16 protein-coding genes are annotated in these 13,355 nt (G+C 39.0%); 5 read left to right on the top strand and 11 right to left on the bottom strand.

Annotated features, from left to right (window positions below; all coding sequences use genetic code 11):
* The 4 genes from KUL10_RS00970 to KUL10_RS00955 are packed head-to-tail and all read left to right on the top strand — an operon-like array spanning position 1 to position 2,825.
* Positions 1-633, top strand: coding sequence for a LysE family translocator (locus tag KUL10_RS00970; RefSeq protein WP_110427045.1), 633 nt, complete (start codon positions 1-3; stop codon positions 631-633).
* 21 nt (positions 634-654) lie between these two features.
* Positions 655-1,404, top strand: a complete 750-nt coding sequence (locus KUL10_RS00965) for a stress protein (RefSeq protein WP_110427044.1) — start codon at positions 655-657, stop codon at positions 1,402-1,404.
* The gene (locus tag KUL10_RS00960; protein ID WP_110427043.1) at positions 1,397-2,185 is read left to right on the top strand and encodes a glucosaminidase domain-containing protein; all 789 of its coding nucleotides are present in this window, start codon (positions 1,397-1,399) and stop codon (positions 2,183-2,185) included. Before KUL10_RS00965 ends, KUL10_RS00960 begins: the two co-directional genes overlap by 8 nt.
* A complete protein-coding gene (locus KUL10_RS00955) occupies positions 2,175-2,825 on the top strand; it encodes a DUF2987 domain-containing protein (protein ID WP_110427042.1) in 651 nt (216 codons plus the stop codon). The genes KUL10_RS00960 and KUL10_RS00955 overlap by 11 nt, the downstream gene beginning before the upstream one ends.
* Positions 2,826-2,835: 10 nt before the next feature.
* Here the strand turns inward: KUL10_RS00955 and rssA are convergent, their stop codons facing one another.
* From rssA to ccoN, 11 genes are all read right to left on the bottom strand, one after another.
* Positions 2,836-3,738, bottom strand: coding sequence for a patatin-like phospholipase RssA (gene rssA, locus KUL10_RS00950; protein WP_110427041.1), 903 nt, complete (start codon positions 3,736-3,738; stop codon positions 2,836-2,838).
* A 16-nt stretch (positions 3,739-3,754) separates the two neighbouring features.
* A complete protein-coding gene (gene ttcA, locus KUL10_RS00945; RefSeq protein WP_110427040.1) occupies positions 3,755-4,654 on the bottom strand; it encodes a tRNA 2-thiocytidine(32) synthetase TtcA in 900 nt (299 codons plus the stop codon).
* Between the two features lie 113 nt (positions 4,655-4,767).
* Positions 4,768-5,505 carry a fumarate/nitrate reduction transcriptional regulator Fnr gene (fnr, locus tag KUL10_RS00940; protein ID WP_110427039.1) on the bottom strand — a complete coding sequence of 246 codons (738 nt, stop codon included), beginning with the start codon at positions 5,503-5,505 and terminating at the stop codon, positions 4,768-4,770.
* 28 nt (positions 5,506-5,533) lie between these two features.
* Positions 5,534-6,202 carry a sulfite exporter TauE/SafE family protein gene (locus tag KUL10_RS00935; protein ID WP_110427038.1) on the bottom strand — a complete coding sequence of 223 codons (669 nt, stop codon included), beginning with the start codon at positions 6,200-6,202 and terminating at the stop codon, positions 5,534-5,536.
* The gene (gene ccoS / locus KUL10_RS00930) at positions 6,195-6,383 is read right to left on the bottom strand and encodes a cbb3-type cytochrome oxidase assembly protein CcoS (protein ID WP_110427037.1); all 189 of its coding nucleotides are present in this window, start codon (positions 6,381-6,383) and stop codon (positions 6,195-6,197) included. Before ccoS ends, KUL10_RS00935 begins: the two co-directional genes overlap by 8 nt.
* Positions 6,384-6,429: 46 nt before the next feature.
* Positions 6,430-8,847: a heavy metal translocating P-type ATPase gene (locus tag KUL10_RS00925; protein ID WP_110427036.1), complete on the bottom strand. Its 2,418-nt coding sequence runs from the start codon at positions 8,845-8,847 to the stop codon at positions 6,430-6,432.
* A 7-nt stretch (positions 8,848-8,854) separates the two neighbouring features.
* Positions 8,855-9,346, bottom strand: a complete 492-nt coding sequence (locus KUL10_RS00920; protein ID WP_110427035.1) for a FixH family protein — start codon at positions 9,344-9,346, stop codon at positions 8,855-8,857.
* Positions 9,347-9,467: 121 nt separating this feature from the next.
* Positions 9,468-10,469: a cytochrome-c oxidase, cbb3-type subunit III gene (gene ccoP / locus KUL10_RS00915; RefSeq protein WP_110427034.1), complete on the bottom strand. Its 1,002-nt coding sequence runs from the start codon at positions 10,467-10,469 to the stop codon at positions 9,468-9,470.
* Positions 10,470-10,473: 4 nt separating this feature from the next.
* Entirely contained in the window at positions 10,474-10,647 is a 174-nt protein-coding gene (locus KUL10_RS00910) for a cbb3-type cytochrome c oxidase subunit 3 (RefSeq protein WP_110427033.1), read from the bottom strand.
* A complete protein-coding gene (gene ccoO, locus KUL10_RS00905) occupies positions 10,647-11,252 on the bottom strand; it encodes a cytochrome-c oxidase, cbb3-type subunit II (RefSeq protein WP_110427032.1) in 606 nt (201 codons plus the stop codon). Before ccoO ends, KUL10_RS00910 begins: the two co-directional genes overlap by 1 nt.
* Positions 11,253-11,263: 11 nt before the next feature.
* A complete protein-coding gene (gene ccoN / locus KUL10_RS00900; RefSeq protein ID WP_110427031.1) occupies positions 11,264-12,697 on the bottom strand; it encodes a cytochrome-c oxidase, cbb3-type subunit I in 1,434 nt (477 codons plus the stop codon).
* Between the two features lie 221 nt (positions 12,698-12,918).
* Here ccoN and KUL10_RS00895 point away from each other — a divergent pair, with 221 nt between their 5' ends.
* A complete protein-coding gene (locus KUL10_RS00895; protein WP_110427030.1) occupies positions 12,919-13,353 on the top strand; it encodes a hypothetical protein in 435 nt (144 codons plus the stop codon).
* Positions 13,354-13,355 lie beyond the last annotated feature (2 nt).

Genomic DNA, 13,355 nt, shown 5'->3' with positions numbered 1-13,355 from the left:
ATGGAATTTAATTGGGCCGAATTTATGACAATTGCTATTGTGCATTTTTTTGCAGTAGCCAGCCCAGGCCCTGATTTCGCGGTGGTGCTTAAGCAAAGTATTCAAAAGGGTAGGACACCCGCTATTTGGACGAGTATAGGCATTGGCAGTGGTATTTTATTGCATGTAACCTATTCTTTAGTTGGCATCAGTATTTTAATAAAAGCAACACCTTGGTTGTTTAATGTCCTTTTATACGCAGCTGCTGCATATTTGTGTTGGATTGGGGTTAATGCAATTAGAAGCCAACCAGATACTGATTCACACAACCAACCTATACATATGACGACAAACACATATTCAATATTTAAGTGCTTTTCGTTAGGGTTCATTACAAACGGACTTAATCCTAAAGCTACCTTATTCTTTTTGTCTGTATTTACAGTCGCCATCTCAACTACTACGCCGGTCGAACATAAACTTATCTATGGCATTTACATGGCGTTCGCTACAGCGGTTTGGTTTTGCGCCTTATCTGTTTTTATCAGTAGTGAAAAAATCCGAAAGTTTTACATTAAGAAAGCACATATATTTGATCGCGTTATGGGTTTGGTACTCATTATTATGGCAGCTATGTTAATATTAGGTAATTAGTTTTATTGTCTTAAAAAAGTAATGAATAAACACGATAGTCAATTTGAAAAGGCGTTATCTGGACGCTACCAGTTGAGCATAAAAAATGTTTTTGAACGTGCTAATGACTTAACTAAAAAGAATTTTACAAGTATGGTACAGGCAATATTTGTATTGTTCTTTGCTTTGACCGTACTGGGTATGCTAATTGTTGAAGTGTATGGCATTCAAACTATTGAGGACTTCAATTCACTAGAACAAAGTGAATCCTCTATTATCAATATTATTTTTACCTTGGCACTAGCTCCTTTAATTGCTGGTATTATCATGATGGGTATTAAAAATGCGAGAGGACAAAAGACAACTGCGGGGAATGTTTTCTCACTTTTATCTTTAAGTCTCTTGTTAGCTCTGGGCTCACTTGTCACATCAATTCTTATCACACTTGGTATTGCACTGTTTATTCTGCCGGGTTTATACCTTTACCTAACCACTAAATTTACACTCCCACTGATTGCCGATAGAGGTTTAAGTCCAATAAGCGCAATTATTATGTCGATCAAAATTCTACATAAGTACGTGTTTCATATCTTATTAATTACACTAGTTTTCGCACTTTTAATGATGTTGGTAATCATGACCTTGGGCTTGGCGTTTGTATGGGTGGGGCCTTTGTATTTCAATGTGTTTGGTATTTTGTATCAAGATATTGTAGGCGGTGAAGAACAACCAACACAGCTTGAAGAAGATAAACAGACTCAAAACATACGAGAAACCCATTTTGATGCATAAGATAAAGGTTATATCGGTAAGCTTATCATCGATCGCATTAGTAATACTTGCGATAGTATTGTCACAACCTGAAAAACCAAAAGTGCTCGATCATCCTATTTCTGAAGAAGCATCTGCACCCGTTCCAGATTTTTCGATGTATTCCAATGTAAGAGATAAAAAGAAGGCTTTTTTCTCTTATTTACGACCAGAGGTGGAAGCTCAAAATACTTTTATCCTAGAGCAACGTGACTTTATTCACGCGATGAGGGCAAAACACATTGCGAATGAACAAATCACTGAACAACAGCACAAGCAACTATCTCAGTTATTAGAAGACTATAGAGTAGAAGAGACACAAGACAAAAATTTAATGTTTTCAAATTTATTGAGAAGAGTTGATATTATCCCCGTGGAATTGGTACTTGTGCAAACCGCTAATGAGTCTGCTTGGGGTACCTCTCGGTTTGCCCGGGAAGGTTATAATTTCTTTGGATTGTGGTGTTTCCAAAAAGGTTGTGGGTTTGTACCCAAGCGTCGAAATAAAGGCGCAACCCACGAAGTCGCTAAATTTAATGATTTATCTAGCGCTATGCACAGTTACATGCTTAATCTTAATAGACATAATGCGTATACCGACCTTCGACGAATTCGACAAAATCAAAGAGATAATATGAAAGCCATCTCTGCAATTGCTCTGTCAGAAGGCTTACAAAAATATTCTGAAAGAGGGCATGAGTATATCAAAGAATTACAGCAAATGATTAGAGTAAACAAGGGTTTAATGAACGATGAAGCTTAACTACTTAAAAACTTTTTTAATATCGGGTTTACTTGCATTAGGTAGTAACGACATAAAATCAGAAGAAATTGAAGTCAGCTATAAGTCGTTTTATAGCCATGTCCGAAAATTAAACAATGAAGATACCAAGGGTTTACAATTTGCCTTCGGGTTTATGCATATAGAAAGTGGACGCCTTTGTACAATTAACTCGGCTCGCATTAGTACGCAAAAGCAGCAAATTCCGTTGATTGTAAGCCCTGAAAACCGTTTTACTATTCAATCAGAAAAAGCACTAAGACTAGCCAATGCCTTGGTGGTAGTTGATATTCAAGAAGCTGCGAACAAGTGCGATATGTCTGTTCAATTAGAGACAAAGCCTGAGTTACTTAAAGCGACTTATACGAGTCAGGAATTAACTAGTATCTATCAGCAATACCAAGCATTTTTCAATGAAATGGGCAGTTTTTTATCGTTCATGATGCCGACAGTTAAAGGCCTAACCATTCAATTTGCAGATCAAGACCTCTCAGTCATACTTGGTGACCAAGATCGCATCATAGCTGGAACAATGAATTTAAGTGAGGGAAGACTCAACGAACTTGACGTGCTTGAGCTTCCCTCAATGCCACTTAGAATAACTGCATTAGCGTCAAAGTAGGTTAATGTAACTAAATTCCCAATTGATAAGCAATTTGAGCGGAAAGTCTATCAACACTTTCCGCACCTTTTTCATTTAACTCTTTCGCCCGATGAAATTCTAATAAGCCGACGTTTCGCAATTGCGGCTCAATTAAAATGTCAGGTGGATCACCTGCCAATCTAGAGCGTGTAACTCGAGCTTGAAGTATTTCTAATGAGCTACTCATCACACCAATGATACTGGGGGGAGGGTTTTGTTGGCTTGAATCACGTTTATCACTTGCGAACCACTGCTTGACGAAACTGGAGGCATTTCTTTCAACGACTTCTTCACTTTTTTTGAGATTTTCTTCGTGTTCTTTTGCAAACTCAGCAATTCGTTGAGGTCTAAAGTCGGCACTTAAGTTGATGGCGATAACGAAGTCAGCACCTAACTGCCGGCATTGGTTTACTGGAACTGGATTTACAACTGCTCCATCCACCAACCAGCGGTTTTCATATTGAACAGGGGAGAATAATGCAGGTATCGCGCAGCTAGCTTGAATGGCTTGACCAATAGCTCCTTGATTGAAAACAACTTCTTTACCCGAGTAAAGATCAGTAGCAACGGCTGCAAAGGGAATATTCATTTCTTCAAACGTTTGCGCACAAAAATCTTTTTCTAATTTATCAAAGACTTTTTCGCCGCTTGCTAAGCCACCGCGCTTGAAACCAACACCAAGTAGCCTAAACACTTGCCACTCAGTAAGAGAGTTTGACCACGCTTCGAGTTCGTCAAGTTTACCACTAGCGTAAGCCGCACCGACATATGCACCGATAGAGCAACCAGCGACTACATCAATTTTGACTCCCGCTTTTTCCAATGCCTTGATAATACCAATGTGGGCCCAACCTCGAGCAGCACCAGCCCCTAATGCCAAACCAATTTTCATATTCTTAAACTCATTATTATTTCAGCTCGACTATACTAATCTCGTCTTGTATCGATATAGTATGATTTTCAGCTTTTAGATCTGGTTGATCAAAAGCAGTATCACCTTCGCTTTGTGAGCTTGAAATTATGCTCATTTCATTAAAGTCAAAGAGTGATTTATCAGCAAGATGTGATGGCACAACATTTTGCAAAGACTTTGCCATTGATTCAATACGACCAGGAAATCGTTTTTGCCAGTCTTGAAGCATCATTTTTATATTTTTTCGCTGCAGGTTTTCTTGAGAGCCACATAAATTACAAGGAATAATGGGAAACTTCATCTGTTGAGAATAGTTATTAATATCTGACTCGTTACAGTAAGCAAGTGGTCGAATAACGGTATGTTCACCATTATCGCTAATCAGTTTTGGGGGCATTGATTTTAGCCTGCCGCCATAAAACATATTTAAAAATAGTGTTTCCAGCATATCATCTCGATGGTGACCTAAAGCTACCTTTGTCGCACCTAGTTCTTTTGCAGTTTTATACAAAATACCGCGTCGCAATCTCGAGCATAACGAGCAAGTTGTTTTACCCGCTTCAATTTTATCTACAACGATTGAATAGGTATCCTCTTCTACAATTTTAAAATCAACACCAATTGATGATAAATATTCAGGCAGGACATGTTCGGGAAAACCGGGTTGTTTTTGATCCAAGTTTACCGCAACTATAGAAAAGTTGATTGGCGCTACTTTTTTGAGATAGAGTAGGGTATCTAACAGGGTGTAGCTATCTTTGCCGCCTGACAGACATACCATTACATGATCACCATCTTCGATCATTGAATAATCAATAACAGCTTTGCCGGTGTCTCTTCGAATTCTTTTTTGTAATTTATTAAAACTGTATGTTTGCTTTGATTTAACTGACATTTTGTGTGTTTTATTTTTAGATATTACACGAGATTATACAGTATAAATAAACACTAGCACACCAACAGTGCAACTACATATCGGTTCTTAGATATCAGAATGGATTTTTGAAATTATCGAACTGCTTTAACAGGAATTTCCATATCCGGTAAGCGCTGATAAACCCCATCTAAATCTAGAATTGTGATGAGCTTACCTTCGACATTTATAAGGGCTTCTTTTTGAAAGCGTGTTAATAAACGAGAAATCGTTTCGACAGTAAGCCCCAAATAATTACCAATCTCGTTTCGTGTCATAGATAAATTAAATTGCTTGGCAGAAAAACCGCGTTCTTCAAAGCGCTGAGATAGGTGACTTAAAAAGTGTAATAGTCTTTCCTCTGCGCTTCTTTTACTCAATAACATCATTAAATCATGATCATGTTTAATTTCCGCACTCATAAAACGCATAATTTGTTGGCGCAATTTAGGAAACTTAACTGACATTGTATCGAGCGTTTCATATGGAAGTTCACACACCATTGCGGTTTCTAACGCCTGAGTAAAACTTTGATGAGCATTATCTTTTAGCGCATCAAAACCAACGATATCACCCGGAAAATGAAAACCAATGATTTGTTCAGCACCGTCTTTATCACTTACATAAGATTTGAATGAGCCAGTTCTAACGGCGTATAGAGACTTGAACTCGTCGCCACTGCTCACTAACTTGTCGTTTTTATGGAGTGGTCTTTTACGTTCAATGATATCGTCCAGAGAATCAAGTTCTGATTTATTTAAACTAACTGGAAGACACAGGTGACTAAAACTACAACTCTGACAATGAATGGATAGTTCTGATCCCTTGGACATGGTTTAACTCTATTGAATAATTTACAACTTATGTTGTACGCTTTATGATATTGAAAAGCAAGTAAAGCGATGAAAAAATAAGACTAAAGGATAGTATTTTTCTCGTAAGGCTATTTGTTAACAGACTCTTAATTAAATCACTTCCAATACCCGTTGCTAATAAAGCAGGTAGGGTACCCAAACCAAAAAATAGCATAACAAGTGCACCTTGTTGTGCCCCCCCAGAGCTCATTGACCAGACAAGCGCTGAATATACTAATCCACAGGGTAACCAACCCCATACACCACCATAAAAATAAGCATGAAAAACTGTTCTAAATGGCAGAAATCGCTTACTTAATGGACTTATATAACGCCACAAATACTTACCGATTGCTTCTAAACGGCTGAGCCCCATCCACCACTGGCCGATGTATAAGCCCATCATTAACAAAAACAATGCACTAATAAAGGATAAAATTGGGAACGCTATATTTAATCTCGCTTCACCTAAACTACCTAAGTAGCCAACTGCAGTGCCTGCTATTACATAGCTACTTATACGCCCAAAATTATAAGCCAGATGATAGTAAGTTCGATTAGTAGATTTAGGGATTGCAGTCGAGAAAGCCATTGCAACACCACCGCACATACCCACGCAATGAACGGTACCTGCAAGACCAATTAAAAAAGCCGATAAGATATCTAGGTTAGTCATTCAATTGCTTTTTATCTTCTGATTTCGGCGTGTCTTTTTTTAAATCATCATCAAAAAGAATGCTGTACCCCTGCCTTTCGAGGTCATCAAATTGATTGGATTTCACCGCCCAGAAGAAAACTAATATTGCTATTCCTACAATAATAATCGCCAAGGGAATTAACACATAAATGATGCTCAAACCTGAATCCTTATTTTAAGCTCGATATTAACTATACATATGCAGTCTAGCGCATTAATCGAGTTGAATTATAAACCACAATAATTGAGCTTAGGGACATACCTAATGCCGCTTGCCATGGTGTCAAAACACCCATCATAGCAAAGGGTAAGACTAATAAATTGTACGAAAGTGCCCATGCAATATTTTGCTTTATTTTGCGTTTTGTACGTTTTGCCATTGCAATAACATCTAATAATGTTGGTAAGTTTCCACTGATTAAGATCACATCGGCTGCATTTCGTGCTAGGTCTGAAGCATTTCCGACTGCAACTGAAACGTTCGATGCTGCCAAAACAGGCGCATCATTTATACCGTCACCAACCATTAATGTGACTTTATTTTCTATTTGTAATTTAGCAATATAATCTAGCTTTTGTTTCGGCGAACACTGACTAAACTTATTTTTAATACCCAAGTTCGTAGCGATACTCTCGACATTGTTTTTGCTATCACCACTTAAAATTGTTGTTGTATATTGGTCTAGATTTTTAATTACCGAAGAAACATCTTTTTTAACCGCGTCACACACTGAGAAAGCGGCTATTAATTGCTTATTTACAGAAAAGAACACGTTTGCTTCCTGCGGTGAATCTAAACCAAGCTGTTGTACTTGACCATTAAAGTCTGATAGGTGTTTGCTCAAGAAGCTAGCCGAGCCAATTACACAAAGTTTTTGGTCAATTATTCCTTTGATACCATTGCCAATGACTATTTCAACTTGCTCAACGGCTTTTGCTTGTTCAACGGGAAAAGCACTTGAAATAGGGTGCTCTGAACACTGTTCGAGACTGCTTGCAAACAATAAGATTTCTTCCTCTGTCATTGTGTTGGTATCTAACCATTTACTGACTAAAGTAAACTTACCTTCGGTGAGCGTTCCAGTCTTATCAAAAATCACATCTGTTACATGAGTAAGCTGCTCCAATGCATCAGCTCGTTTTATCAAAATACCAGTGCGATTTAACTTTGCCATCGCGCAGGTCAAGGCGGATGGTGTAGCTAATCCAAGCGCACATGGACATGTCGCTACAAGTATAGAAATACAAATCCAAAAGGCTTCAGGGTTACCTTGGCTAGACCAGTAAGTATAGGTTAGCGCTGATATTGCTAAAACTGCGATAACAAAATATCGTGATAACTTATCGGCAACCAGTGCTACGCTCGGTTTTGAGGCTAGGGCGGTTTCCTGCAAGCGAAGGATCTGATTTACCATCGCATGTTTAAGTGTACTGGTAACCTTAAGGCTAATCTGTCCATCTTGGTTCAGAGTCCCACCATAGACCATTGAGTTTAGCTGCTTTTTTACTGGTTCAAATTCACCCGTTAACATGCTTTCATCGACATGTGCGATTCCACCAGTAACAATTCCATCAATCGGAATTGTCTCACCCGCTTTCACCAATACAAGATCACCAACTTTTAATTGCTTTGCTAGGACTGATTCAATCTTTTCACCCATCCATTTATTTGCCGTTACCGGAATGTACTTAAGCATGTTTGATGATATTTGCGTGGCTTTATGACGCGAACGATGTTCTAAAAATCGACTGATCAATAAGAAAAATATAAACATGCAGATTGATTCAAAGTACACTTCACCAGTATCTTTATTGACTGCGATAATGCCCGCAATGTAGGTTGCCACAATTGCAATTGTGACTGGAATATCCATATTGACCGTTTTAGCTAATACGGCTTTTAGCGCGGAGACATAAAATACACTACCACTAAATAAAACTACTGGCGTCGTTAAGATTAAGCTTATCCAATTAAAATATCGCTGCATTTCATTATCGATATTCCCAAATAAATCAAAGTACTGTCCCATTGCAAGCATCATAACCTGCATGGTCATCAAACCCGCTAATCCTAGCTTTTTAAGATAAGACTTCTGTTCACTTTGATAAGAAGCTTCATGCTGATCAGATTGAAAAGGTAAAGACTCATAACCAATTTGTTTTAGTCGATTCAAAATCGAAGATAGCTTAACCTCAGTATCATCCCATGTAACTAATGCTCGTCTTGCAGCCACGTTTACTGAGACTTGCTTTAACCCTTTAACTTTTGAAAGCTGCTTTTCGATTAACCAACCACAAGCAGCGCAAGTAATACCTTCCACTGTAAGCCGTATTTCTTTATGTTTTCCAACATCGAATACAAATTCTTCTTGAAGTTCGGGTTCGTCATAAACAGCTAGTTGGGACAATGCGTTATCTAGCGCTGCATCGCCTCTAGCCGCTGTTTCGGTCCGAAATTCGTAATAACTTTCAAGGCCATTATTAACAATTGCTGTGGCAACTGCTTGACAGCCGGGACAACACATCAAACGTTCAATTTTTAATATGGTAGCGGGGTAGCGGTCACCTTCTACATTTGGCAAGCCACAATGAAAACAGTGCCCCTCTGGGATTTGAATACTCATTAAAGTGTTAAGGCTCTAGCGTAATCTTGCTACTTTGTGGCAAGACCACCATACGTTGTAGTTTCCACTGTTCGTCCATTGGCGTTAACCGGATTCTCCATTTGCCAGAATTTATAAACTCTTTACTACTGCGATAAACACCACTGGCATCAGCAGTTAACAAAGTAGAGAAGTCTTTTTCAGGTTGAGTAACATGGTAAAAATCCAATTTTAAAGCTTCACCCGTTTTAGGCGCTCCGGAAAGAAACTCAACTACAAATCCAGACTCATTAGTTGTTAAGGTTGTACGAATTCCCAATTCTTCAGCCTTAGCAAGCTTGTCTAAGCGGGCATTTATTGATTTACCTTCTTTATAGTAATCATCAACAACTAAGGTATTCGTCCCATCAGTGGCAAATTTAATGACAAAACCACCCACAATAAAGGAGGATAAAGGAATACAAATAAGCATCCATGGATAAAATTGTTTATACCAAGGCTTAACATCAGATTCTTGCATAATATTCTCTAAAACCTTATTTTATTCAGGGATATAACCCAATACAGACTTAGTAAATCATGTTCGTAATATACATAAAAAAGCCTCGTATGTACGAGGCTTTTGGGCACTAATCGCTTAATTAGTTTTGCTTGTTTTGAGACAAACTGTAAACGTATGCTGCAACTACGTGAACTTTATCTTCACCAAGTGTTTCTTTGAACGCTGGCATCACACCATTGCGACCATAATTGAGTGTTTCAGTAACGGCGCGTTTGCTTCCGCCATACAACCAGATATTGTCTGTCAGGTTAGGTGCACCAAGCATTTGATTACCTTTTCCATCCATGCCATGGCATGCTGCACAAGCTGCAAATCTTACTTTACCAGCATCAGCAAGAGATTGATCAACGTCTCGACCGCTCAGGCTTAATGTGTAAGCAACAATTTCTTCAATGCCTTGCTCGCCAAAGGGAGCTAACCATCCAGGCATGGCACCACGACGACCTAGAATAAGCGTTTCTTTAATCTTGTCACCAGTACCACCATATAACCAATCATTATCTGTTAGGTTAGGGAAGCCCGTTGCAGCACCTGCTGCGTTAGAACCGTGGCATTGTGCACAATTCTGAAGGAATAAACGTTTACCTACCTGAAGTGCCTCTGTGTTTCTAGCCAAAACTGCTTCAGGAAGTCCTTCATCAGTGCTTGCTAGATCTTCAACAGGAACTTTTGCATATTCAGCAAAGATAGGGTCAAATTTTTCATTCGCATACTTGATTTCTAATGCGTATTCATTCCATGCGCCATTGTCGATATCTTCTTGTAGCGCCTGTCTTGACTCTTCAAGCGATAACACACCTTGGTTTGAACTTTCCCAACCTAGTAATCCTTTAAAGGTAAAACCAAGCCCAGGATACATCGCAAGGTAGACAAAACCCCAAACGATGCAAATGTAGAATAATATTGTCCACCAACGTGGAAGTTGATTGTTGATTTCTTCAATGCCGTCAAACTCATGACCCATTGATTCGCCTTCAGGAACACCGGTCTTGTTAGCCAATGTCCATCGAAGTATAAAGTAACACCCTATTATAGTGCCCAGTGTGATTACAGAAATCCAAATTGTCCAGAATGTAGTCATCTTCTTATGACTCCTGATTATCTTTATTTAAACTTTTTTTATCTTCATCGTCGAAAACTAGGTTAGCGGCTTCATCAAACTTCTGTTTGTTCCGCCCGCTAAATGCCCAAAAACATGCTCCGACAAATGCAACAAATACGATTACAGTGAATATACTGCCAACAATACCTTGGTCCATTATTTTAGATGTGTCCCAAGTGATTGAAGATATGCAATTAGCGCTTCCATTTCACTTTTACCCTTAACGGCTTCTTTTGCACCAGCAATATCTTCGTCGGTATATGGCACACCTAACATACGGTTAACTTCCAATTTTTTAGCAGTGTATTCACCGTCCAATAAATTAGTTTCTAACCAAGGGTAACCAGGCATGTTGGATTCTGGAACAACGTCTCTTGGGTTGATCAAGTGAACTCTGTGCCACTCATCGCTGTAACGACCACCCACGCGTGCTAAGTCTGGTCCTGTTCTTTTGGAACCCCACAAAAATGGACGCTCCCAAACAGATTCACCCGCAACAGAATAGTGACCGTAACGCTCTGTTTCTGCTCTAAATGGTCTGATCATTTGACTGTGACAACCGACACAACCTTCACGGATGTAAATATCTCGACCTTCCATTTCAAGCGCAGTGTATGGGCGTAATCCTTTTACTGGCTCAAGTGCTTGCTGCTGGAACATTAACGGTAAAATCTGCGCCATTGCTCCAAAGCTGATTGCGACAAGTACTAAGATGGTCAGTAAGCCGACGTTTTTTTCAATTAACTCATGTGGATTCTTCATCATCGTGCTCCTTATGCTACTGCCGCTGAAGGCTCTGCCGCCAAGCTATTTTTTGGTGCAGCTACCGTGCGATAAACGTTGTAAGCCATTATCAACATTCCAGCTACAACAAACACACCACCGATGAAGCGCACTATATAGAATGGTTTAGAAGCTTCTAAAGACTCTACAAATGAGTAGGTTAAGGTACCGTCTGCATTTACTGCTCTCCACATTAAACCTTGAAGAACACCTGATAACCACATCGCTACGATGTATAAAACTACACCAATTGTTGCTAACCAGAAGTGAATGTTAATCAGTTTGGCACTGTACATTCTAGGTTGACCGAACAATATTGGAACAAGGTGATAAATAGAACCGATAGAAACCATCGCAACCCAACCTAAGGCGCCAGAATGAACGTGACCTACAGTCCAATCTGTATAGTGAGAAAGTGCATTGACTGTTTTTATCGCCATCATTGGACCTTCGAACGTTGACATACCATAAAACGATAGAGAAACGATCAAGAAACGTAAAACAGGATCAGTTCTTAGTTTATGCCAAGCACCAGATAAGGTCATGATGCCGTTTATCATTCCACCCCATGAAGGAACAAATAATATGATTGACATTACCATGCCTAATGACTGTGTCCAATCTGGTAGTGCAGTGTAGTGTAAGTGGTGTGGGCCAGCCCAAATGTATAATGAAACCAATGCCCAAAAGTGAACAATTGATAGACGATAAGAGTACACTGGACGGCCAGCTTGTTTAGGTACGAAATAATACATCATGCCTAAGAATCCAGCTGTTAGGAAGAACCCAACCGCGTTATGACCGTACCACCATTGCATCATCGCATCTACAGCACCGGCATAAATCGAATAAGACTTAAAAAAGTTAACTGGGATAGCCATGCTGTTACCAATGTGTAGAACAGCAACGGTTAACATAAATGCACCCAAGAACCAGTTAGCAACATATATATGTGAAACTTTTCGAATCACCATCGTGCCAAAGAAATTGATGATATAAGCTACCCAAACCAAGGTAATAAGAATATCGATTGGCCACTCTAATTCAGCATATTCTTTACTTGCTGTTACACCAAACGGAAGCGTCACAACAGCAGAAACGATAACTGCTTGCCATCCCCAGAATGTAAATGCTGCAAGTTTGTCACTAAAGAGCCTTACCTGAGATGTTCTTTGAACAATATAGTAAGAGGTTGCAAAAAGTGCACAGCCACCAAATGCAAAAATAACTGCGTTAGTATGTAAAGGACGTAAACGAGAGTAGGTCAACCATGGAATGTCAAAGTTCAGTGCAGGAGCAAATAATTGCGCTGCAATTAAAACCCCTAGTGACATACCAATAATACCCCAGACAACCGTCATTATCGTGAATTGCCTGACCACTTTATAGTTGTAATCAGGTTGTACTTGGCTTGTTTCGCTCATGTTGTAAATCTTCCGCGTAGAGAATAAATTTCATGTAAATTCTTGTTAGTTGCTTAACTTGTGCGTTCCTAGTTGAGAGGTGCAATATAGTCACGTAAGCTAACGAAGTTTTACAGGAGCGATGTTAATCGTTTTAAATACAAAAAGATACATTACTTCAATCGCATTTGATCGAGGTCAATAAAGGATTGTTTACGGTAAAATAATTGTGAATATTGTTAATGGATAGATCGAAAGCACGGCAAGTAAATTTGCTTGTAAGCCTTATATTTATAGTGTTAGTGGGCATTTATTACGTAAATGTAAATGGCACCTCTGATATAACAAGTGAATGTGAAATCACCGAAGAATCATGTGTTTTTAAAGGTAAAAATGGCATTATTAACGTGAAATTTTTACAAGCACCAGTTATCGAAGAAGAGCTACGGTTAAAATTTACCGTTTTTGGTGATGTAAAAATAATCAATGTATGGGTTGAAGGCATTAATATGTATATGGGAAAAACGCCGGTTATTTTTGAAGATAATCCAAATATTGGTATTACATTTTTGGGAGCTTGTCATTTATCAGAGATGAAGTGGCGCTTAAATATCGAGGCAGAAAACAAAGAAGGCGAAGTACTTAAGTATTCCGCCTTCTTTTTCACAACCCAGTAGTT

The organism is Glaciecola sp. KUL10 (genome assembly GCF_003203515.1).
Lineage (GTDB): Bacteria > Pseudomonadota > Gammaproteobacteria > Enterobacterales > Alteromonadaceae > Glaciecola.
Note: the sequence above shows the minus strand (reverse complement) of the source record. Positions and strands in the feature narration are given on the sequence as shown.

What these genes read in the sequence shown, in the direction of transcription:
- KUL10_RS00920 (WP_110427035.1), bottom strand. Translation starts at nt 9,346, where the DNA reads ATGCAAGAATCTGATGTTAAGCCTTGGTATAAACAATTTTATCCATGG.
- KUL10_RS00910 (WP_110427033.1), bottom strand. Translation starts at nt 10,647, where the DNA reads ATGGACCAAGGTATTGTTGGCAGTATATTCACTGTAATCGTATTTGTT.
- KUL10_RS00955 (WP_110427042.1), top strand. Translation starts at nt 2,175, where the DNA reads ATGAAGCTTAACTACTTAAAAACTTTTTTAATATCGGGTTTACTTGCA.
- ccoN (WP_110427031.1), bottom strand. Translation starts at nt 12,697, where the DNA reads ATGAGCGAAACAAGCCAAGTACAACCTGATTACAACTATAAAGTGGTC.
- fnr (WP_110427039.1), bottom strand. Translation starts at nt 5,505, where the DNA reads ATGTCCAAGGGATCAGAACTATCCATTCATTGTCAGAGTTGTAGTTTT.
- KUL10_RS00970 (WP_110427045.1), top strand. Translation starts at nt 1, where the DNA reads ATGGAATTTAATTGGGCCGAATTTATGACAATTGCTATTGTGCATTTT.
- ccoO (WP_110427032.1), bottom strand. Translation starts at nt 11,252, where the DNA reads ATGAAGAATCCACATGAGTTAATTGAAAAAAACGTCGGCTTACTGACC.
- KUL10_RS00935 (WP_110427038.1), bottom strand. Translation starts at nt 6,202, where the DNA reads ATGACTAACCTAGATATCTTATCGGCTTTTTTAATTGGTCTTGCAGGT.
- KUL10_RS00960 (WP_110427043.1), top strand. Translation starts at nt 1,397, where the DNA reads ATGCATAAGATAAAGGTTATATCGGTAAGCTTATCATCGATCGCATTA.
- rssA (WP_110427041.1), bottom strand. Translation starts at nt 3,738, where the DNA reads ATGAAAATTGGTTTGGCATTAGGGGCTGGTGCTGCTCGAGGTTGGGCC.
- KUL10_RS00895 (WP_110427030.1), top strand. Translation starts at nt 12,919, where the DNA reads ATGGATAGATCGAAAGCACGGCAAGTAAATTTGCTTGTAAGCCTTATA.
- KUL10_RS00965 (WP_110427044.1), top strand. Translation starts at nt 655, where the DNA reads ATGAATAAACACGATAGTCAATTTGAAAAGGCGTTATCTGGACGCTAC.
- ttcA (WP_110427040.1), bottom strand. Translation starts at nt 4,654, where the DNA reads ATGTCAGTTAAATCAAAGCAAACATACAGTTTTAATAAATTACAAAAA.
- KUL10_RS00925 (WP_110427036.1), bottom strand. Translation starts at nt 8,847, where the DNA reads ATGAGTATTCAAATCCCAGAGGGGCACTGTTTTCATTGTGGCTTGCCA.
- ccoP (WP_110427034.1), bottom strand. Translation starts at nt 10,469, where the DNA reads ATGACTACATTCTGGACAATTTGGATTTCTGTAATCACACTGGGCACT.